General features: G+C 34.0%; 19 protein-coding genes and 1 pseudogene. 7 read left to right on the top strand and 13 right to left on the bottom strand.

What is annotated here, in order from left to right:
* The first annotated feature begins 97 nt into the window (after positions 1–97).
* Entirely contained in the window at positions 98–1162 is a 1065-nt protein-coding gene (mnmH, locus tag DFR80_RS07205; RefSeq protein WP_114489588.1) for a tRNA 2-selenouridine(34) synthase MnmH, read from the top strand.
* Between the two features lie 105 nt (positions 1163–1267).
* Here the strand turns inward: mnmH and DFR80_RS07200 are convergent, their stop codons facing one another.
* From DFR80_RS07200 to DFR80_RS07190, 3 genes are all read right to left on the bottom strand, one after another.
* The gene (locus DFR80_RS07200) at positions 1268–1945 is read right to left on the bottom strand and encodes a PHP domain-containing protein (protein WP_114489587.1); all 678 of its coding nucleotides are present in this window, start codon (positions 1943–1945) and stop codon (positions 1268–1270) included.
* Positions 1946–2009: 64 nt separating this feature from the next.
* The gene (locus tag DFR80_RS07195) at positions 2010–2510 is read right to left on the bottom strand and encodes a nitroreductase family protein (RefSeq protein ID WP_114489586.1); all 501 of its coding nucleotides are present in this window, start codon (positions 2508–2510) and stop codon (positions 2010–2012) included.
* A 104-nt stretch (positions 2511–2614) separates the two neighbouring features.
* Complete coding sequence (locus DFR80_RS07190) at positions 2615–4090, bottom strand: sodium-dependent transporter (protein ID WP_076546261.1); 1476 nt, start codon at positions 4088–4090, stop codon at positions 2615–2617.
* Positions 4091–4445: 355 nt separating this feature from the next.
* Between DFR80_RS07190 and DFR80_RS07185 the strand changes: the two genes are divergently transcribed.
* A complete protein-coding gene (locus tag DFR80_RS07185) occupies positions 4446–5771 on the top strand; it encodes a sodium-dependent transporter (RefSeq protein WP_114489585.1) in 1326 nt (441 codons plus the stop codon).
* A 30-nt stretch (positions 5772–5801) separates the two neighbouring features.
* The gene (gene rlmD, locus DFR80_RS07180; RefSeq protein WP_114489584.1) at positions 5802–6968 is read left to right on the top strand and encodes a 23S rRNA (uracil(1939)-C(5))-methyltransferase RlmD; all 1167 of its coding nucleotides are present in this window, start codon (positions 5802–5804) and stop codon (positions 6966–6968) included.
* 98 nt (positions 6969–7066) lie between these two features.
* On the opposite strand, the gene DFR80_RS07175 is transcribed toward rlmD, so the two are convergent.
* On the bottom strand, positions 7067–7558 hold the full coding sequence (locus DFR80_RS07175; protein ID WP_076545251.1) for a manganese efflux pump: 492 nt from the start codon (positions 7556–7558) through the stop codon (positions 7067–7069).
* A gap of 323 nt (positions 7559–7881) precedes the next feature.
* On the opposite strand from DFR80_RS07175, the gene DFR80_RS07170 reads away from it, so the two are divergent.
* The 4 genes from DFR80_RS07170 to DFR80_RS07155 all read left to right on the top strand — a co-directional run bounded on the left by DFR80_RS07170 (position 7882) and on the right by DFR80_RS07155 (position 11251).
* Positions 7882–8304: a HutP family protein gene (locus DFR80_RS07170; protein ID WP_076545252.1), complete on the top strand. Its 423-nt coding sequence runs from the start codon at positions 7882–7884 to the stop codon at positions 8302–8304.
* 258 nt (positions 8305–8562) lie between these two features.
* Positions 8563–9537, top strand: a complete 975-nt coding sequence (locus DFR80_RS07165) for an ABC transporter substrate-binding protein (RefSeq protein WP_076545253.1) — start codon at positions 8563–8565, stop codon at positions 9535–9537.
* A gap of 42 nt (positions 9538–9579) precedes the next feature.
* Positions 9580–10446, top strand: coding sequence for an ABC transporter permease (locus DFR80_RS07160; RefSeq protein ID WP_076545254.1), 867 nt, complete (start codon positions 9580–9582; stop codon positions 10444–10446).
* A gap of 7 nt (positions 10447–10453) precedes the next feature.
* Positions 10454–11251 carry an ABC transporter ATP-binding protein gene (locus DFR80_RS07155; RefSeq protein ID WP_076545255.1) on the top strand — a complete coding sequence of 266 codons (798 nt, stop codon included), beginning with the start codon at positions 10454–10456 and terminating at the stop codon, positions 11249–11251.
* A 219-nt stretch (positions 11252–11470) separates the two neighbouring features.
* Here the strand turns inward: DFR80_RS07155 and DFR80_RS07150 are convergent, their stop codons facing one another.
* The 9 genes and pseudogenes from DFR80_RS07150 to DFR80_RS07110 all read right to left on the bottom strand — a co-directional run bounded on the left by DFR80_RS07150 (position 11471) and on the right by DFR80_RS07110 (position 22790).
* Positions 11471–13147 (bottom strand): transposase, encoded by a 1677-nt coding sequence (locus DFR80_RS07150; protein ID WP_147270177.1) that lies wholly within the window; start codon positions 13145–13147, stop codon positions 11471–11473.
* 125 nt (positions 13148–13272) lie between these two features.
* Entirely contained in the window at positions 13273–15573 is a 2301-nt protein-coding gene (locus DFR80_RS07145; RefSeq protein ID WP_114489582.1) for a glycosyl hydrolase family 65 protein, read from the bottom strand.
* 222 nt (positions 15574–15795) lie between these two features.
* Positions 15796–16662: a carbohydrate ABC transporter permease gene (locus tag DFR80_RS07140; RefSeq protein ID WP_076545257.1), complete on the bottom strand. Its 867-nt coding sequence runs from the start codon at positions 16660–16662 to the stop codon at positions 15796–15798.
* Positions 16659–17432, bottom strand: a pseudogene (locus tag DFR80_RS07135) (carbohydrate ABC transporter permease); the annotation flags it as partial. The pseudogene DFR80_RS07135 and the gene DFR80_RS07140, both read right to left, overlap by 4 nt.
* Positions 17429–18664: an ABC transporter substrate-binding protein gene (locus DFR80_RS07130; RefSeq protein WP_369862663.1), complete on the bottom strand. Its 1236-nt coding sequence runs from the start codon at positions 18662–18664 to the stop codon at positions 17429–17431. The gene DFR80_RS07130 and the pseudogene DFR80_RS07135, both read right to left, overlap by 4 nt.
* A 165-nt stretch (positions 18665–18829) precedes the next feature.
* Positions 18830–19804, bottom strand: coding sequence for an ABC transporter ATP-binding protein (locus DFR80_RS07125; RefSeq protein ID WP_076545263.1), 975 nt, complete (start codon positions 19802–19804; stop codon positions 18830–18832).
* Entirely contained in the window at positions 19804–20835 is a 1032-nt protein-coding gene (locus DFR80_RS07120; protein WP_076545264.1) for an ABC transporter ATP-binding protein, read from the bottom strand. The genes DFR80_RS07125 and DFR80_RS07120 overlap by 1 nt, the downstream gene beginning before the upstream one ends.
* A gap of 36 nt (positions 20836–20871) precedes the next feature.
* Positions 20872–21747 carry an ABC transporter permease gene (locus DFR80_RS07115; RefSeq protein WP_076545265.1) on the bottom strand — a complete coding sequence of 292 codons (876 nt, stop codon included), beginning with the start codon at positions 21745–21747 and terminating at the stop codon, positions 20872–20874.
* A gap of 8 nt (positions 21748–21755) precedes the next feature.
* A complete protein-coding gene (locus DFR80_RS07110) occupies positions 21756–22790 on the bottom strand; it encodes an ABC transporter permease (protein ID WP_076545266.1) in 1035 nt (344 codons plus the stop codon).
* Positions 22791–22888 lie beyond the last annotated feature (98 nt).

Here is a 22888-nt window from a genome sequence, read left to right as displayed (position 1 = left end):
TCCAAACTAATGATTATATAAATTTAAAATGAAAAAATCAGTTTAATGTTTATCTAAATAACTTTGATTTAATTTTATAAACTAAAGGGTGTAATAAATGAGAAAAGAAAGATTAATTACTTATCAGGAAAGCCTGAATCTAAATAATAGCATCTATATTGATGCCAGAACTAAATCTGAATATGAAGAAGCAACAATTCCGGGTGCATTCAATATAGAACTACTCAATCAGGAAGAACGGAAAATTATTGGAACTATATATAAGCAGCAGAGTCCAAAAAAAGCTAAATTAAAGGGAGTTGAACTGGTTTCTCCAAAAATCCCTGATCTAATTGCAGCAGTAAATCAACTGGCACAGGAATATGATAATTTAATTATCTTCTGTTCACGAGGGGGGCTGCGCAGCAAAAGTCTGGCAGAATTTTCAGATCTGGCAGGTATTGAAGTTTATCGTCTTGAAGGTGGTTATAAACATTACCGTCATTACATTTTAGACAGACTGGAAAATTATAAATTCCAGAGCGAAATTGTTGTTCTTCATGGAAACACTGGAGTGGGAAAAACTTATATATTAAAGGAAATGGAAAAAATGGGAGCAAATATAATTGATCTGGAGGGAATTGCTAATCATAGAGGATCTGCTTTTGGTAGTATTGGTCTCAAAGAACCTTACAATCAAAAATATTTTGAATCTCTTCTCTGGGAGGAACTGGAGCAAAAAGATCAACCTGGAAAATATATTTTTGTAGAGGCTGAAAGTAGAAGGGTAGGTCATTCGGTTATTCCAGAATTTTTTCATGAAAAGATGAAAAAAGGAGAAGATATTTTAATTAAAGCTTCAACTAAAAAAAGAGTGGAAAATATTTATTTAGAGTATATTAAAGATATTGAAAGTGACCAACAAAAATTTAGAGAGAGAGTACTTGAGTCTTTAAGAGCCATTAAAAAATATATTATCAAAAAAGCTGGAAAAAAAACTTACCGTAAATTAATTGAACTTACAGAAAAAAGTTCATTTAAAGAATTAACCCGAGTTTTGCTGGAAGAATATTATGACCCCATGTATAGGCATTCGCAGAATAAAATTAATAATTACCAAGCGATAATAAAGGCTGAAAATATAAAAAATGCCGCCAGAAAAATCATTAACCTTTACAGCTAAGCCGTTTTTACAAGCTGCTGGATAATAATTTTATCGTACAGACAATAATCTTAAATATTAATCCCCTTCTTATTAAGAATTCAGAAAGGGATTTTAGGTAATTAGTCAGGACTTAATCAATTTATAATTGTCAAGTTTCAACACTTCCAATAAGTCATTTATATCTTTGAGTTTAATTTGCGTACTAATTCCACCTCGGGCCAGATCTTCATTTTCATGAAAATCAGATCCAGAAATCATCTTTAAGTTGTGTTTTCTAGCATATTCTAAAGCTTTATGATTTCTGGAATTATGGCGTGGATTACCATTATAAACTTCCAGACCATCCAGCAGTTCATCTGCTGCAGGCTTCATATTCTTTCTAAATGGATGTGCCTGAAAAATTAAAATTTGCTGATCATCTTTAACAGTCTTTGTCCTAAATTCTTTTAAAGATAATTGATTTAAGTAAGGATTATTAAGTAAATAATCTTCTTTCAGTCCATATACCAGATATTCATTTGGATCCTCAGTAAACTTAATCTCAAGACCCAAAAATACTTCAAAATCTAAATTCTGAGCAGTTCTTTTAGCCTTTCGATATCCTTTTAAATATTTCTCCAGCTGCTCCTTCCAATTCAAATTCGATATTTTTTCAAATAAGCGGGTATAATAATGATCAGTAATAACTAAAGCACTATAACCAGCCTGGTAATACATTTTTACTGCTTTCACTGCCTCAATCGAACCACAGCGACTACTTTCAGCAGTATGAGAATGAAGTTCAATTTTATATTTATTCATAATTTAACTCCTCGAAAATATTTAGATGATTGTCCTGGAAAATAAAATTTACTTACATTATTAATCACCATTTTTCGTAATGAACAATATCATCACTCAATCTATCTACCTTTCCCTTTTCTTCAGCCGGATATCCAACAGCAACTAAGGACAGGGTTTTAAAGTGATTTGGCATTTCTAGATAGTCACTTACTGCTTTTTCTCTATCTTCAGCCGGATGACATCCAATCCAGACAGTACCCAGATCTAAGGTTACAGCTTCCAGTAAAATATTTTCCGTTGCAGCGGAGCAATCCTGTACCCAGAAGCCCTCATATTTCTGTTTATTTAAATCTGCACAAACTGCTATAGCCAGCGGAGCTTCTTTTAACATTTTTGCATAGGGATGAATTTCAGCCAGATGATTAAGACGCTCTCTATCTTTTATAACTACAAAATGCCATGGCTGTTCATTTCCAGCGGAAGGAGCAGCAACTCCTGCCTCTAATAATTTTTCAATTTTTTCTGGTTCAACCTTTTTATCCTGATATTTTCTAATACTTCGACGCTTAAAAATTTCTTCCATTGATTATCTCCTCCTAATATAATATTATATAAAAAATTAAATAATAAAAAAAGCCCTCAGTATAAACTGAGAGCTTAATTAGAATCTAGAATTTAAATATAAATTTAAACTTTATTTCTACTATTTCTGCCAATTAAAACTGCAAATATTACAAGTAATGCCGCAATAAGCCAGCCAAAAGTAAGAAGTTCACTCATCGGATAACCACCGTAGGCAGCACTAAATTCAGAAATAGTATTTTGAATAAAACCAATACCAATAAATAAAGGGGCTACAACCTTAATCATTATTTTCCAGCCACTACCAATATGTAGGTCCGAACTAAGATTCATATTATCCTTAATTTTGTCTAAATCAAAAGCATAACTTAAAACCAGCATTTCAACAAGCCCTACTACCAGCAGTCCGAAAATATTGACAAAGTGATCAACAATATCGAGAATAGCTATTCCACCCTGAGTAACCATAGGCAGACCAAGCACAAAACCAACAATAGAAACTAAGGTAACAGCCTTTTTTCTACTTAAACTAAAATTATCAATTAGTGATGATACTACTGATTCAATTAAAGAAATACTTGATGAAAGGCCTGCTATTGTTAATGAAAAGAAAAATGCAAAACCAAATATCTGAGGTAAACCAGGCAATAAATTAATTGCTTTCGGAAAAGCTATAAAAGCAAGACCAATACCCGAAGTTGCAACATCACCAATGGCAACTCCCTGCTGACCAGCCATATAACCAAGTATACCAAACACTCCAAAGCCAACAACTATACTAAAAATACTATTTGATAAAGCCGCAATAATTCCATTTTTGACAACATCTGATTTTTTGGGTAAATAACTGGAATAAGCAATCATGATTCCAAAACCCAGACTTAAAGTAAAGAAAATCTGACCATAAGCACCAACCCAGATATTCCAATCCAGAATTTTAGAAAAATCGGGGGTTACAAAAGCCTTAACTCCTTCCATTGCTCCCGGAAGAGTAATTCCTCTAAATACAATAATTAAAACCATAGCAGCTAAAAGTGGCATAAAAATCTTACTTGCTTTTTCTATACCTTTTTCAACCCCACCTGCAATAATAAGATAATTAATTAACCAGATAGCTAATAAAGCAAAAAAGATTGGCCATTGAATTCCACCTAAATTAAAGGCACTGCCTGAAAAGTTAAGAAACTCTCCAAAGAAAAATCCTTCTGGATCTGCAGTCCAGCCTAAAGAAAATGATTCAAATACGAATAATAAACTCCAGGCAATAATAACAATGTAGTAAACTGTTACTACAAAAGCAATTAAAACTGACCACCAACCAACCCATTCAAATTTTTCATTAATTTTACGAAAAGAACTGGGGGCTGAATTCCTGGTGAAAAAACCAAAACCCATTTCAAGCAGTAGTAATGGTATACCAGCAGTTATTAGGGCAAATAAATAAGGGAATAAAAAGGCACCTCCACCATTTTCATAAGCCTGATAAGAAAAACGCCAAATATTACCAAGCCCCACTGCTGAACCAATTGTTGCTAAAATAAAACCAAGTCTTGTTCCCCATTGATCACGTTTCTGTTCCATTTTACTTTCCTCCCTCTCTCTTCTTTCTACTCAATTTGTTTTTCCCTGATCTGTCTGACTCGGCTAATCTTTATAAAATATACTTAAAATATCATTAATACTAAGCTAAATACAACCTTAGATTTGACTACTAAATTTTTAAACTTACTCTATTAATTGTAAGGTTATACTCTCTTCTCAACTAAACTAATCAGGTTGAATGTATTATAACAAATTAATAGAATAATTTCCAGCTTTTATGACAAAAATCAAAAAATGTATTAAAATTTTAAAAACATTGATGCCAGTATACTAATATGATAAAATAAACAGGCAAAAGTAAATAAAAGAAGCGAAATAACAAGGAGGATTTTCTATGGAAAGAGAAAACTGGACTTCCAGACTCGGCTTTATACTGGCTGCATCTGGATCTGCCATTGGACTAGGTAACATCTGGCGTTTTCCATTTATTACTGGAACAAATGGAGGCGCAATTTTTATTTTAATTTATCTTGCTGCAATATTATTTATCGGTTATCCAATTTTAGTTTCCGAAATGTCTCTGGGAAGGATTACTCAAAAAAACCCAATTGGTGCCTTTAAAAAAATGGCTCCAGATACTGCCTGGCCCCTGGTTGGTGCTCTTGGAGTTTTATCGGGTTTTGTAATCTTAAGCTATTATTCTGTTGTAGCAGGCTGGGGAATGTCTTATATTTTTAAATCATTATCTTTTACTTCAAAAAGTAATTTCCCGGCAATTTTTTCAACTCATATTAGCAGTTTAACTGAACCAATTTTATGGCATGGTATTTTTATGTTTCTTACAATTGCTGTAATTGGAGCGGGAGTGGTCAATGGAATCCAAAAACTGGTCAAAATATTAATGCCAATTTTATTTGCAATAATTTTTTTACTAATTATCCGTTCTGTTACTCTGGAAGGAGCAGCTGCCGGACTTAGTTTTTACCTGAAACCTAACTTCTCTGCAATTAGTTTTCAGACCTTTACAGATGCAATATCTCAGGCTTTTTTCACTTTAAGTCTGGGAATGGGAGCTATGATTACCTATGGAAGTTATCTTAGTAAAAAAGAAAGTATCAATGAAAGTGCTGCTTATGTGTTAGTTTTTGATACTGCTGTAGCTTTACTTGCTGGTTTTGCAATTTTTCCGGCCGTTTTTGCTTTTGGTCTTGATCCTGCCTCAGGCCCTGGTTTAACTTTTATTACTCTACCAGCTGTTTTTACTCAGATGCCTTTTGGTACTTTTTTCTCATTAATTTTCTTTTTACTGCTGACAATCGCAGCTCTAACCTCATCTATTTCGATGCTTGAGGTTGTAGTAGCTTTTTTAGTGGACGAATATAACTGGAATCGAAAAAAGGCATCATATCTAATGGGATTTTTTATCTTCTTAGTCGGTATTCCTCCACTTCTGGGTTACAGTTCTTTTTCCAACTTCAGTTTTTTAGGAATGGATGTTCTGGATACTTATGATTGGTTTTCTAATAATATCTTTCTTCCAACAGGGGGTATTTTAACTTCTATTTTTGTCGGCCATATCTGGGGAAGTAAAAATGCAATTAAAGAGGCAAATTTAAACAGCCGTTTTCAAATTGGAAATATTTATTCACTGTTATTGAAATATATTGTTCCAGCTGCTGTATTATTAATAATGCTCTTAAACATTTATCAAACATTTTAAATAACTTTAAAAATCATAGGAGGTTCAATATTGGTAGAAAACAAAGAATTATGTGTTCATTATGATCGCTGTGGAGGCTGTTCAATTCAGGAAGTCTCATATTCTAAACAGCTGAAGGATAAAAAAAATACTCTTTTAGAAATCTTTAAAGATAAAAACATTGAAATTGACAATTTTGAGGAGATACTGGCAAGTCCTGATATTTATGAATATCGGAATAATATGGAGTTCAGTTTTGGTGATCTGAAAAAAGGAGGTACACTCCAGCTGGGAATGCATCCTCGAGGCAGAAGATTTGATGTAATAACTGTTGACAACTGCTTACTTGTCGATCAGGATTTTAGAGATATCTTAAGTACAATTTTAAAATACTGCCGTCAAAACAACTTTAAAAAATATCATATTAAATTAAGGGAAGGTTTTTTACGCAATCTAGTTATCAGAAAGGGAATCAACACTGGTGAGATAGTAGCAAATCTAATAACAACCAGTCAGTCTGATCATGATTTCTCTCCTCTAACTGAAGAATTAAAAGCTCTTGATCTAAAGGGTAAACTTGTAGGTTTTGTCCAGACTATTAATGATGACTACTCAGATCAGGTAAGCTGTGACAGGATGAAAATTTATTATGGTCGAAATTATTTTTATGACAGTTTACTGGAAAATAAATTTAAAATTGATTCTTTATCCTTTTTTCAGACTAATACCAGAGGAGCAGAATTATTATATTCTGAGGCACAAAAATATATAAGTAACGCTAAAGATAAAATTATTTATGATCTCTACTGTGGAGCAGGAACTATTTCTCAAAGTATTGCAGCTGAAGCTAAAAAAATATTCGGTATTGAAATTGATCAGGCTGCTGCAGACAGAGCGGCAGAAAATGCCCAGCTGAATAAAGTGGATAATACTCAATATATTGCAGGTGATGTTCTGGAGGAAATTAATAATATCGATCAGCAGGCTGATTTAATCATTATTGATCCACCAAGACCGGGCATTAATCCAAAAGCTCTAAACAAAATTGCTGCTGCCGGAGCAGAGGAAATTCTTTATATTTCCTGTAATCCAAAAAGTCTGGCCAGAGACTTAAAGGAGTTACAGCTTCATAACTATCAATTAGAGAAATTCAAAGCTGTAGATATGTTCCCGCATACAAAACATCTGGAGGTAATTACCCATTTAAAGAAGGTATAATTTCAATTTTAAAATATCTAAATAAAAAAATGGCCACTGATGTCCGGGAATAGTCCAGACTTCAGCGGCCGTTTTTAATTTTACCTTAATCCAGTCCATTAAAGCAAAAAGGTATTTAAACCAATCAGTAAGAGAATTAATCCCCCAACATAATCAGCATATTTTTCTACTAAAGCTATATGCTTAATATAATGGACTATCTTAAAAGCTGCAGCCGTAATTACAGCTGCTATTAAACCAATTATTAAAGAATCCTCAAAAATCAGACCATAATCTAAATGAAATAGCAGCGAAAATCCAACACCAAGGGCATCAATGCTTACACTAATCCCTAAAACTACAACTGTCCAAAAACTAAGCTGTCTATAAATACACTCTTCCCCATTTTTGTATCCTTCGCGAATCAAAAATATACCCAGCAAAAAAATTACTGTTCCACTAAAATAATTGGATATTGTAAAGAAATTCTGATCGATATAATTTCCCATTAAGCCTCCGGTTAAGGCAAAAAAGAATTGAAAAAATCCAAAGGAAAAAATAACTTTTAACTTCTCTTTCAAATTTGTTCTGGTACCACAACCGATGGCCATTGTTACCCCGGCTGCATCCAGTGCTAATGCCAGTGCTACTAATAAAATATTTATTTTAAACCCCTCCCCAATGATCTGTTATTAAATGTTAAGTTTCACGATCTGACTAAATCAAAATGTAACTAAATATGGCTAAATTATATTTAACATTAATATATTATAAAATATTGAGCTTAAAAATTCAATTGAATTAATCATATTTGGTAGATTTAAGTTACATTATAGTTAAATTATATAATTAATTACAAAATTTTTATACTCAGTTTCACTTTTAATAAATATTTGTTATAATAAAATAAACAATTACTTAAGGAGGAAAATTTATGGAACACAACAGTCTTGAAACAGCAAAGGCTGCCATTAAAATGGCTATTTCTACCAGAAGTGAAGAAAAAGAATTAAAAAAAACATTTGCTGATGATGATATAAATACTGCTGCTGTTGATTTTGGAGGAGAATTTAATAAATCAGTCCCCGAAATTATTGAAAGAGCGGTTATTGCAGCTAAACGTGAAAATATAATTAGTGAATCTCATGTAGCTCAGGGTGCGGTTGCTGGAGCAGCACATGATGCAGTAACTCAGATCATGCCCCGAACTATGGGTCTAAATGTAGGTGGTAAAATTGGTGTTGCCCGCAGTGGTGAGCATATTGTTGTTGCAGTTTTCTTTGGAGTTGGCATGTTCAATTTAAACGAGGTAACTGTTGGCTTAAGTCACCGCTCTTTACTGGATGAAAAAGCTTAAAAAAGACTCGAATTTAGATTAAAGCTATTTGGATATACAGTTGACAAATGTATGAAGTTAATAGTATAATAAAGAAAATTAAATAACTGGTAGCATGGTAATACGGTAGGAGAAATTTGTAGGAAAGCTGAGGCTATTTTGTTTAGACAAGGGGTATTTATACCTAATTTTAGATGTTCTAGCTGACAGCTAATTAACACTCCACCAGGAGTGTTTTTTTATTATTATCCCCACTACCAGTTAGAAAGGGGAATAAAAATGAAAAAGTCTTTTTCAATTTTAATTGTTTTAACTGCTTTAATGGTTTTGTTTGCTGCTTCAGCAGCTGGTGCTCAGGAATACAGAATTGGGATTTCTCAATTTGTTGAACATCCCGCTCTTGATGCAGCACGTGAAGGCTTCATTGAAGGTTTAGCGGAAGAGGGAATTGAAGACGTAGAGTTTATAGAGCAAAATGCTCAGGCTGATTTTGCAACTGCTCAGTCAATTGCCCAGAAATTTAAAAGTCAAAATTTAGATCTTATTTTAACAATTGCAACTCCCAATGCTCAGGCAGCTGCCAACGTAATTACAGAAACACCTGTTTTGTTTACCGCAGTTACCGATCCGCTAGAAGCTGGTTTAGTAGATAGTATGGAAGTTCCAGGTAGAAACCTGACAGGAACTACAGATATGAATCCTGTAGAAAAACAAATCGAATTAATAAAAGAGTTTATTCCAGAATTAAATGATCTGGGAGTTTTATATAATCCTGGTGAAGTAAACTCCGTAGTTCAAGTTGACCTCGTTAAGGCAACAGTTGAAAAAATGGGAATTAATTTACATGAGGGCACTGTCAGCAACAGCAGCGAAGTTAGTCTGGCGACTTCCTCTCTAATCGGAGATGTTGATGCTATTTATGTTCCAACAGATAATATTATTGTATCTGCTCTACCTTCTGTTTTAAATATTACCAATCAAAATAATATTCCTGTTTTTGCATCTGAAAATGGTCAGGTCAGACAGGGATCAATTGCTACTCTAGGAATTGATTATAAACTGCTTGGAATTCAAACTGGTAAAATGGCAGCCAGAGTATTAAATGGTTCTGATCCTGCGGACATGGCAGTTGAATCTTCTAATGAATTAAAATTATATTTAAACACAAAGGCTGCAGAAAATCTTGGTTTAAAAGTGCCAGAAGCAGTCTTAAATAGAGCTAACGTTGTTTATGATGAAATTACACAGGAATAAGAAAAAATAAAATTGTAGTGTAGAAATGGTGTGAGGTGTGTTATGAATTTAAGTTTTGCAATAACGTCTTTAGAACAGGGGCTTGCCTTTGGCATTATGGCCCTGGGAGTATTTATATCTTTTAGGATTCTTGATTTTGCTGACCTTACAGTTGACGGCAGTTTACCATTAGGTGCTGCTGTCTCAGCAAGATTACTGACTATGGGAATGAATCCATTTTTTTCTCTGGGAGCTGCTATTATTGCAGGTGGAATGGCAGGTGCAATTACTGGCTTTTTAAACACTAAATTAAAAATAGCTCCTCTATTATCAGGTATTTTAACAATGACTTCTTTATATTCAATTAATTTACGAGTAATGGGTAGACCAAACATTCCTCTAATAGGTAAGGAAACTATTTTCTCTTTCATTAGAGATCTCGGTATTCCTTATCCCTGGAATAATTTACTTTTATTAATCATTGTTATAGTTGCTGTTAAATTAATTCTGGATGCCTTTTTGAATACTCAAATTGGTTTTGCTCTCAGAGCTACGGGTGATAATCCACAGATGATTAGAAGTATGGGTATCAGCACTAATTCAATGAAAATGCTGGGCTTAATTATTTCTAACGCTCTGGTTGCTTTATCCGGTGCACTTGTAGGACAGTATCAGGGATTTGCAGATGTAAATATGGGTGTTGGTACAATTGTAGCTGGTCTGGCATCAGTAATTATTGGAGAAGTTGTAATTGGAGAGAAATCTATAATGATAGCTACTATTGGAGTGATTGTCGGTTCTATACTTTATAGATTTAGTATCTCAATCGCATTAAATTTAGGTCTTGCAGCTTCTGATTTAAAATTGCTGACAGCTATACTAGTTATAATATTCCTATCAACTCCAAGAATTAAAAAGGCATTGAGGTGAAAATAAAATGCTCAAAATCAAAAATTTAGAAAAAATTTTTTACAGAGGAACTCCAAATGAGAATATAGCAATTAATAAGATTGATCTTACAGTCAATGAAGGCGATTTTATTACAATAGTAGGGAGTAATGGAGCCGGAAAATCAACTCTTTTGAATTCTATTGCAGGTGTTTTCCCAGTTGAAAATGGGACTATTATTTTAGATAATGAAGATATTACTAAAAAAACAGAGTACAAATGTGCTCAAAAAATTGGAAGAGTTTTTCAGAACCCACTTGCTGGAACTTCACCTGAAATGACTATTGAAGAAAATCTATCACTGGCAATATCGAAATCTAATAATCTTTCCCTTAAATGGGGTTTAAGTAAACACAAAAGAGAAATTATGCGAAAACATTTAGAAAAAATTGATTTAGGTTTAGAAAAAAGACTAACCACTAAAGTTAAACTGCTTTCTGGTGGTCAGCGACAGGCTCTAACACTTTTAATGGCTACTGTAGCTAATCCGCGCTTACTTTTATTAGACGAGCATACGGCTGCTTTAGATCCTGCTACAGCAATCAAAATTAAAAACTTAACTGCAGAACTGGTTAACGAAAATAATATTACTACTTTAATGATTACTCATAATATGGAAGACGCTATTAAAATGGGTAACCGACTAATTATGATGGATGGTGGAAAAATAATCTATGATATTCCAGCTGCTGAAAAAGCAGATTTAACTATTGAGAAACTGCTTAAAATGTTTGAAATTAAACATGGTGGTAAATTTAATAATGACCGAATGTTACTTTCAGTCTAAAAATTAAGGGCTCCCAGATGGGAGCCCTTTTATAGTCCAAAGTTATTCTAAAAAAAGAATTTAATTTTAAAAAAGTAATTTTACTTATATTAATTTGGTTTGCCCCCAAAAAGACTAAATAAATATCCTTAAATAAAAAAATATTTAAGGTTGTAAGCAGTAAATTTATCATTTTTCAGTAAAAATAAAATTATATAGTGTGAAAAAGATCTACCGGGACTATGAGGTGGCCAGTTCTAAGCCTTTCAGCAGCTTTTTGAAGTTTGCTGCTGCAACTTTGAAGCCAAACCAGATTTTTTGACATACTTCACCCCTGACCGGCATCTCATCGACATCATATTTGCGTCTGAATACAGAAGGTATTCCTTCTACACCAGCTCTCTGGTTGCACTCTTTGATATATTCTTTTTCACCCATTTTTTCTCTCAGTTTTCCTGTTTCATATCGTTGTTCAGTAAAACTGACTGAATTATGTTTTTTGTTGCTTTTGATTCTGCACTCTGATTTTAGTTTGCAGGCAGCACACTTTTCTTTATCAAAGACGGCATAGAATGAATTCTTATCAGGATTTTTCTCCTGATAATCAGGTTCCACATCATTGGCACAGCTTAAAACATTTTCATAGTCAGAATCAAGATTAAAGTTTTGATAATAAGTCATTTTGTCAGCAGCAGGTTTTTTGCCGATTAGTTCACCGGGCATAAATTGAATGCCAAGAGCTAAAGCTTTTTTAGCAAGATCATAAGTGTAATAGGCACCATCCATAAATATTTTTATTGGGTTCTCAATACTAAAGTTTAGTATCTGATCACTGCTTATATTATCTAAAGTATCAGCACTAAAGTCCTGATCAGAATATATATTGGGCTTAAAATCATAGCTTGTGATCACAGAATTATCGTCATCAAAAATTTCCAGTACATTGGCCGTGTAACCGATATTGGCTTCATATTTCTGCCTGAAGGTTGCATCGGGATCACTGGGGTTTTGCAGAATATCGGATTCCAGTTCTGTACCGTCTTTAGCTTCAATATTATCAGGATCAAGATCATCAAAATCATCGTCATCATAATCTGTTTGTTCACCAAGCATTCTTTTTAGAAGTTCAAATTCTTCAGTCTCAGTAATACTGCCGCCGGCAGTAACAGCTGCATCATAAAGAGTTTTAGCATCTTCTAAAAGCTTTTTTAGTTTGCTTTTGCATTCATCATTTTTGGTGCGATAGATAACCTCATTTCTGTGAGACTCTTTTAAATATACTTCTAGTCCTTCAGGAATTAGATCCTCAAAAGATTTAGAGAGCATTTTGATGAAGTTAGCATTAACAGTGTAAACAAGCTCTATTCTGGATAATTCTCTGGCAGAAGAAGAAACCATAAAAGAATCAATTCTTGCTCTGTCACCTTCGATTTCCAGATTATCTCTGATTAATTCAGCCAGGGATTCAACTTCCTGCTGGATTAAATCAATACCGGTTTCTTTATAGTAATCTGTGACCCGTTCTCTAAAATTACTGAATGTATTTTTAGAGACAGGGGGACGTTCTTCACTGGTTAATCTAAGGGCATATTGATATTCCATACTTAGATGGATATTGGCAACTAATCTTTCGTCAGTCAGATCAAAGAGTTCTTTAATTACCAGAGCACTGATAATTATATTAACAGGAGTATTGGGTCTTGAACCTTTATCACTGTAGAGTACGGCAAAGCGCTCTTCATCAATTGCAGGAAAGATAATTTCCTGAAAAGTATCAGCCCAGGAATTTAAAAGATATTCCTGTAAATATTTAGGTAAATCCTTAAAAGAATCGTAAAGACTTAACTGCTGGTGACTGTTGGGGACAAACATTCTATCATCCTTTCTTTGATTTCTTAAATTAATTATATCAAACAAAGACCGTCATCTAAAGGATTATAGCGGATTAATCTAATTAATTTGAAGATGATAAAAGTAAAACTTATTGTTATTATTTGGTTATTAATGAAATTTATTTAGTCTTTTTGGGGGCAAACCTTAATTTATATTTTAAGACTATATTCAGCTCCAGGTTTCAAAACCTGTTTTTGGTCAAAAACTCTAAATTCCAGCTCAGTTTGATTACTAGTAGCTGCCTTTAATTTGAATTGATTTTGATTTAGAGAAACTTTAAATTTTTTCTCTTTATAGTTTAATTTAAATTCTAATTCTTCCCATTCCTGACAGAGAGTCGGTTTAAATGACAGTCCCTTTTTATCAATTTTCATTCCGGCAAAACCATTAACAATTAACTGCCAGATTCCGCCTGCAGCTGCAGTATGAACTCCCCCAATAAAAGTCCCACCACTAACCGCTTTATTAGTACTCATAAGATCTATAAAAGCTGATTTTTTAAAATAATCATAGGTCTCTTCTGCTCTTCCTAATCTGGCCGCCACAATCGCATACTGAGATGGACTCAGAGAAGAACCATGCTGAGTTCTTGGCTCATAATAATCATAATTTGCAGCCAGAACTTCCTCGTTAAAAGTATCATGAAGAGTAAATAACTGAATCACGTCAGCCTGCTTAATTACCTGAGTAAATACAGCTACTCCATTAGGCCAACCCCAGTATTCTTCTTTATCAATTAACCTATCTTCCAGCACTTCAGCTGTTGTATCTTCTAAGTCAAAATATCCATCAAACTGTTCAATTAAATTATTTCCATTTGGTTGGGGCAGATATATTTTTTCTGCTATCTGCTGCCAGGCTGTAATTTCGGAATCATTTAGATTAATTTTTGTTTTTAATTCAGATAGTTTATCGGGATATTCGTTCTCCATTTTATAATAAAAATACAGAGCTTTTTTTAGAGCAAATTGAGTCTGATAATTGGTAAACGCATTATTATCTACATTCTCATGGTATTCATCTGGTCCCAGAAGTCGAATTATCTCGTACTGATCTTTATACTGATTGTAGTAAACTCTGGAATGTAAAAAACGTGCCACCTCAAATAAAATTTCACTTCCATATTCAACAACAAAATCAATATCATCTGTTGCCAGATAATACTTCCAGATCGTATAGCTAATATCCGGAGAAACATGAATCTGCCAATCATTAAAATGATTTCTAATCTTACGTCCACTGATTACATCTTTAAAGAAAAAGGAAGGACATAATTCAGCACCACTTTTACCCGATATCCAGGCATAGAATGCTCCTTCATATCCTAAATCTTTCGCCTTCTTGCGGGCTCCATTTAAAGTATGATAACGATATTTTAGTATATTTTTGGCAGTCTCTGTCTCCGTAAAAAGAAACATGGGTAAATTAAAAATTTCCTGATCCCAAAAAGCAGCTCCCTGATAAGCCTGACAGGATAAGCCACGAGCTCCTATTGGTAAACGTTCACTATGAGCAGGTGTAGCAATAATATTATGATAAAGATTAAATCGGACTGCCAGCTGATCTAAAAGATTCCCCTTGACTCTAATATCCATGAGCTCCCATTTTTTATCCCAGACCGCCTGATGTTCATTTTTTAAAGTTTGATAACCGGTTTTCAAAGCTGAACTGGCATCATTTAAGGCTGCTTTTAAAGGTTCTTCCCGATCATTACTGGAGTAGACAATCATATTTCTATCAAGTTCAATTCCTCCTGCTTCAGCTTCAATATCCATTAAAAGATAAATAGACTTTTTTTCATTTTCAACTTTAAGATTCTGTATTTTACCTTTTTTAAATTTAAATGAAAGAGCTGTTACCAGAGTGATATTACTTTCTACAGTTTCAGCCTTTAAATAAAGAGTATTCTCACTTGAATCATATTCTCCACTAAAATTTTCCAGGTGACTTCCATTTAAATCCCAGACATCCCCGTTTATTCCAAGTTTCAATTCTACCTTTTGATTGCTTAAATTTTTTATTTGATAATTATTGGCTATCAAATGCAAATTAGAATAAGAAGCAAACCTCTCAGAGACAATATTAATTTTTTCGTCATTGATTGAATTTCTTTTAAATATCCCATATTTATAATTAAAATTCAATTCTGTTTCCATCTGATCTTCTCCGGGATAATCCCCCAGCTTTTTCTCATTTAAGCGGACTTCTGTTGCCAGTGCATTAGGAGAATTAGAAAGTTCCCTCCATTTATCATCTGCCATATCATAGGTATCTGTAATTACACAGGCCTGATACTGATTCTTATTCCATTCTTCCAGCGTACCTCTGTAACCCAGATATCCATTCCCACATAAAAGGTTACTCCCATAATGGACTAATTGTTCCTCTTTTAAACTCTCAATCTTTAAATTCCAGCCATCTTTTATTTTAAAAAAATCTTCATGATTCAATTTTATACCTCCTTAACAATAGTTGAGGGACTTATAAATATCCCGGTTATTTTCTCTTAAAATTTAACAAATAAATTAGGCCACCAAATTATAGTTCTCCTGTAATCTGATGGCCTGATTTTCTCTTATTTCTAATCAGACTTATATTATATTTTTAATTTTTAAGATTTAAAATTATCTAATCCCATATTCTCATATAATATAATACAATAAATATCCAAATTATCCTTTAACAGCACCTGCAGTTAAACCTGCTACAATTCGCTTCTGGAAAATTAAGACCAAAACCACAATTGGAATTGTAACTACAACAGCTGCAGCCATTATCTCTCCAAAAGGTTCCTGGCGAGCAAACTCACCGGAAAAATACTGAATAGCTACCGGTACAGTTCTCGCTTCAACATCTATCGAGGTAAATGTTAAGGCAAATAAATACTCATTCCAGGCCTGAATAAAAGATAATAACCCTGTTGTAACAAGAGCCGGTGCAGTAAGCGGCAGCAAAATCATATGGAAAGTTTGAAATGGAGTTGCTCCATCTACCTGAGCTGACTGCATAATTTCATCCGGCAAATCCCGGAAAAATGAAGTTAATACCCAGGTTGTAAAAGGTAGGGTAAATAAGAGATATGTAAAAATCATACTTACCCTGGCACTTAAGTTTAAAGCATTAATTACGGCGTATAATCCTGAGAGAACAGTAACCTGAGGAAACATAGTCATTGCCAGTATTGTATATAAAGCAGGAGCTTTACCTTTAAAGCGAAGCTTCCCTAAAGCAAAAGCCGCAAAAGAACCGGTCAACAATGCTAGAATTGTAGTTGAAGTTGCTACAATAGTACTGTTAATCAAACCTCTAATAAATCCGCCATTTGTAAAAATAGCTTTATAATTTCTGGTAAAAATCGATATTTCACCTGTATCAGGATCTCTAGGAATCAAAGTAGCTGGTGTCATACTTAACTGGGCTTCAGTTTTTAAAGAAGAAGATATTGCCCAGTAAAATGGAAATAATAAATATATTACAATTATGGCCAGCACAAGGTAAAAAAGAACCTTTTTAAGTATTTTTTTCTGATCTCTTGTCATTCTGTATCAACTCCCAGGGATTTCATATAAAGAATAGCAAAAGCAAAAATAATGATGAAAATTATAACACCTATTGCAGATGCCATTCCCATTTTTCTGGCTGAAATCAATTGAAAATAATTAAAACTTGCCATTGAATATCTCTTCTGTGACAGCATAACCTGAAAAACATCAAATACTCTTAGAGCATCCAGGGTTCTAAAAATTAAAGCAACTGCCAGTGAAGGTTTTAATAAAGGCAAAGTAATATTAAAAAACTGTCTAAATTTACTGGCTCCATCTACTTCAGCAGCTTCATAAAGTTCGTTTGGAATTAACTGTAAACCAGCCAGAATCAATAATGCCATAAAAGGTGTTGTTTTCCAGACATCAACTGCAATAATTGCTGGCAGCTGCAGATTGGCACTACTTAAAAATGAATAGCTGCCATCGATCAAACCAAATCTATCTCCCAGCATATTAAACAGTCCTGCTCTGGTTGGCTCAAACATCCATTCCCACATTCTTGCAGAAACAACAGTAATGACCGCCCAGGGAACTAACATAACTGCTCTCATTGCACCTCTACCTTTAAATTCACTGTTAACTACTAAAGCAACAATTAACCCCAGCAATGTCTCAAAAAAGACAGAGAAAAAAGTGAATACCAGAGTATTCCAAACTGACCTAATAAAATCAGGTGTCCTTGCTCCTACAACATACTTGTTGCCAAAAAAACTGAATTCAAATGCAGGTCGATAGAGATGAGGATCTCTGGGTAAAACTCTTATTTAAAATCTTTACTTTTAATAAGATTTAAATATTCTGACCAACTAAATTGACTTAAGTTAAGCTTAATTTTTTTATCCTGTAATTCATTCTTTATTAAATCTGCAATTACTTTATTATTTTTAGAATCATTACTCACTAAATTAAGTTGTTCGGGATAAGCCTCATCTTTTAAATTATTATCATTATTTTTTTTAACCAAATTATTAATCTGGTCAATATAAGAAGCTTCCTTTGAATACTGAAAAGGAAAAATAAAACTTAACAAGTCATCATTCTGCTCCAAGTTAATCTCATTCAGGCTGTTTCTTAAATATTCTTTGATATTTTGATCACTGATAACTTTTTTTAAAGAACTATTGTAATTATAACCAAGATAATAATAAATATTTTCTGCTGTTTTTTTGAGCTGATAATTATCTGTCTTTTCAAGCTCCGAATACTTTTGGTAAAGTTCCGAACTCAATTGATAAATGTCATAATTGTGATATTCTTTTATCTCAGACTCATTAGCAGAAAAATCAATTTTTATTCTATCTAAATAGGGTAATCTCTCTTTGCGATAATTATTTTTCCAGTAATTATCAAATTTTTTTAAAATAATTTGATCTGGATTAAAATTATTTAATACAAATGCTCCTGTACCAATTGGCTCCATAAAAAATTTAGAATTATTTAGTACTGCTTGTTCTGGCAAAACAACAGCAGCATTTTCAGTTAAATTATAAATGAATGGAGCATAAGATTCTTTAAGTTCTATTTCCAACAAATAGTCATCCAAAATTTTAATTCCTGATATTTCTTTACTCCTTCCCTGCCTGTATTCTTCATAACCTTTAACCTTATTCAACAGATTAGCGTAAGGAGATTTATTTTCTGAGGCGGCTAAATATTCTAGAGACCACTTCCAGTCTGCTGCTGTTACTCTTCTTTTGGATAAAGAACTTAGAGCTCCATTAATCTGAAAGGGATGAAAATATATATTTTCTCTCAACTTAAATCTAAACACTCTGGCCTGATTATTGATTTCCCATGTTTTGGCAAGGTTAGGAATTAGCTCTCCTTCTGCATTCAAAGTAACCAGACTATCAAAAATTTGCTGACTGATTATTTTTTCCGCTTTATTTGCTGCATAAATTGGATTTAAATTGATTGGGCGCTGCTGTAATTTAATATTCAGTTCCCCACCATAGTTAGCTGCCTGAATAGTAAATGAAAATATGAACAAAACCATAATTATTATCAAAATCATTTTAGGATATCTCATTTTTTTACCCCTTTATATTTTTATAGTAAAAATAATTGTCTGCTCATTTTATTATTCTATAAAAACAGAAAAATCCCTGTCTACTAACTAAATTAGCAGGCAGGGATTCAGAAACATCTATATATTTTTACTTTATTTATCTAATAAATGACAGGCTGCAAAGTGGCCATCACCATACTCTTTAAACTCTGGCTCTTTAACAGGACAGGGTTCAAAAGCTTTAGGACAGCGGGGATGGAATCTACAGCCAGAAGGTGGATCTACTGGGGAAGGTACATCTCCCTCAAGTACGATTCTATCCTTCTTCTTTTTCGGATCTGCCTCTGGAATTGCAGATAAAAGAGACTGAGTATAAGGATGCATTGGATTTTTAAATAATTCCTTTTTGTCAGTCAGTTCCACTATTTTACCAAGATACATTACTGCTACTCGATCACTAATGTGTTTTACTACACTTAAATCATGAGCAATAAATAAATAGGTTAAACCATATTCTTTCTGTAAATCCTGCAGCAGGTTTACAACCTGAGCCTGAACTGATACATCAAGGGCAGATACAGGTTCATCTGCAATTATTAATTTAGGATCAACTGCTAACGCTCTAGCTACACCTATCCGCTGGCGCTGCCCTCCAGAAAATTCGTGAGGATAGCGGTTCATATATTCCTCTCCCAGACCCACATTTTCCAGAATTTCTTTAACTTTTTCGTTTCTTTCCTGCTTATTTTTAGCAAGATTATGGATATCTAAAGGCTCACCTACGATATCTGCAACAGTCATCCTTGGATTTAAAGAAGCATAAGGATCCTGAAAAATGATCTGCATGTCACGTCTGATTGCCCGCATTTCTTTTTTATCTAAATCCATAACATTTTTACCATCAAAAATAACTTTACCTTCAGTAGCTTCTAAAAGACGAAGAATGGTTCTGCCAGTTGTCGATTTACCACAACCGGATTCTCCAACCAGACCGAGTGTTTCTCCTTCTTCTACTGCAAAGGAAATATCATCAACAGCTTTTACATGGGCTACTGTTCTTTTAAAAACACCTGCTTTAACTGGGAAGTATTTTTTTAAATTCTTTACTTCTAACAAATTCTCAGCCATTAGTCTAAAACACCTCGATCCTCATAAATTCTTTCTCCACGTTCTTTTATTTTTTCTAAGTCTTTATATCTCCAGCAGCGTACCTTATGTCCTTCAGTTGCATTTTCCAAAGGTGGCTCTACGTCAAAACATTTACCTTCAGCTAAAGGACAGCGAGTATTAAACTTACAGCCTTCCGGAAAATTAAGCGGTGAAGGTACACTACCTGGAATTGCTTCCAGCCGGTCAACATCTTTATCTAATTTAGGAATTGAGTTCATTAGTCCCCAGGTATAAGGATGCTTAGGATCTTCAAATAATGTATCTACATCTGTATATTCTACTACCTTACCAGCATACATTACTGCTACTCTATCCGAAACCTCAGCAATTACTCCTAAGTCATGAGTAATCATCATAATAGACATACCGTAACTTTCTTTTAGGGAGTTCATTAACTCCAGAATCTGAGCCTGGATAGTTACATCAAGAGCTGTTGTCGGCTCATCTGCAATTAAAAGCTGTGGATCACAGCTTAAGGCCATCGCAATCATTACCCGCTGCCTCATACCACCTGACAGCTGGTGAGGATATTCGTCTACACGCTGTTCGGGCAGAGGAATACCTACTTTCTGCAGCATATCAACAGCCTGACGTCTTGCTTCTTTTCTGTCCACACCTTTATGCAGCATAATTGCTTCCATAATCTGATCTCCAACAGTATAAACCGGGTTTAAAGAAGTCATCGGTTCCTGGAAGATCATTGAAATATCATTACCACGAATTTTTCGCATTTCTTTTTCTGATAACTTAGTTAAATCTTTTCCCTGAAAATTAATTTCTCCAGCCTCTATTCTACCCGGAGGAGATTCTACCAGCCTCATAATTGATAATGAGGTAACACTTTTACCACAGCCAGACTCACCTACAATACCTAAAGTTTCGCCAGGATAGATCTCATAATCAACACCATCTACCGCCTTAACTACTCCTTCTTCTGTATAAAAATATGTTTTTAAGTTTTTAACTTCTACTAAAGCTTCTTTACTCAAAAAATTCACCTACCTTATTAATGGCTAAATTTATAATTAATTAAGTTTTGGATCTAAAATATCACGGAACGCATCACCAATTAAGTTCCAGGATAAACAGAAAAGTGTGATTGCAACTCCTGGAATAACCAGAGTATACCAGTAATGAAGTGGGTCACCCTCAACTCCCAAGATCCAGTTACGAGCAAAAGAAATCATCTGACCCCAGTCAGCATAGCCTTCTGGTGCGCCTACCCCTAAAAAGCTTAAAGTTGAGGCGGTAATAACCATAGAGCCCATTCTCATTGAAGCCTGAATTACAACCGGGAATATTGTATTTAGAATAATATGTCTAAAAATAATTCTAAAATCGTTTGCTCCAAGAGCTAAAGCTGCCTGAACAAACTCATCTTCTTTTACTGATAACACCTGCGATCTCATCAATCTGGCGGTACTCATCCAACTAAAGGTGATTAAAGCAATCATTACATTCGTTATACCCTGTCCTAAAATAGTTACCAGTACTATTGTGGCAATAATAAAAGGGATAGACATGAAGACATCTGTAATTCTCATAATGACTTCATCAATCCAACCACCATAATAGGCAGCAATTGTACCAACAATGATCCCGATAGAACTACTAATTCCAACAACAATCAAACCAATTCTAAAAGCTGTTCTGGTTCCCCAAACAATTCCATAAAATATATCATATTGTCCTTCTGTAGTACCAAAAATATATTCTTCACTTGGCGGCTGTGGTTGAATTGCCCAGCCACCTCTGGGGATTAAATAGGGTTCGTCTGCATCCCGGGGTGGTGCAATCCAGGGTGCAAAAACAGCGACAACAATAAAAAATAAAATAATTAAAATACCTAATAATGAGATTTTATTTTGTAATAAACGTTTTAAAACTTCTTGCCATTCCACTTAAACCATCACTCCAATCTAATTCTTGGGTCAATTACAGCATAAGAAACATCAACAAAGAGGTTAATCAGGATTAATAAAAATCCAAAATATAAAGCTCCACCCAGTACACCCGGATAATCAAGCTGCTGAGCTGAATTAGCCATAAACTGTCCTAATCCTCTTATATTAAAAATACTTTCTACAATTACCAGACCACCTGCAAGTCCTAAAACCATCTGTCCTGCTACTGTTACAACAGGTATTAGAGCATTTCTAACAGCATGCTTATAAACAACAATATTATCAGCTAAACCTTTAGCTCTTGCAGTTCTAATATAGTCCTTTTTTAATGTTTCCAGCATATTTGAACGAGTTATTCTTAATATAAAAGCCCACCATAATATAGAAATTGTAATTACCGGGGCAATCATATGTCTAATAGCATCTAAAACTATTGAAAAATCAAGGTTTAAGATCCCATCCAGAATATATAGACCGGTATAATTTACAAATTCTGCAGATCTGACAATTTCTGTTGCCCAATTCGAAAGCCTTCCTGGTGGCAGCCAGCCTAAAACCCCATAGAAAATCATTAACACTAATAATCCAAAAACAAATGATGGAAACGACCATCCAATCACAGCAAAAATTCTAATAGTATGATCAATAATCTTGTTGTGATGAACGGCAGACACAACCCCTAATATAATCCCGCCAAATATAACAGGTATTAAGGATAAAAGTGCTAATTCGATTGTTGCAGGAAATCTATCAGCAATCGCCCTAGTTACTGGTGCACCTGCTGATTCTGACCAACCAAAATCACCCTGTGCAACTCCGCTAATCCAACGACCATACTGTTCATACCAGGGATCATCAAGTCCATATTTGGTCACCAGCTGATCAATATCCTCTGCTCCTTTTAATTGAGCAGGATCAGTGATATATGTACTCAACCTCTGGTAAGGTCCCAGCATCATAATCATAGAAAATATTAATAAACTTACTCCTAAGAGGATTACTGGAAGTATCAAAAAACGCCTTATAATATAAGAAATCATCCTCTAAATTCATCCTTTCCAACTTTTTTATTATATATACAATAACATATCTGGGGGGTTAAATATCCCCCCAGATATTTATTGTAATATTTTTACTG

The organism is Halanaerobium sp. ST460_2HS_T2, from assembly GCF_003337665.1.
Lineage (GTDB): Bacteria > Bacillota > Halanaerobiia > Halanaerobiales > Halanaerobiaceae > Halanaerobium > Halanaerobium kushneri.
The sequence above is the reverse complement of the archived record's forward strand: the minus strand, read 5'-3'. Positions and strand labels throughout refer to the sequence as shown.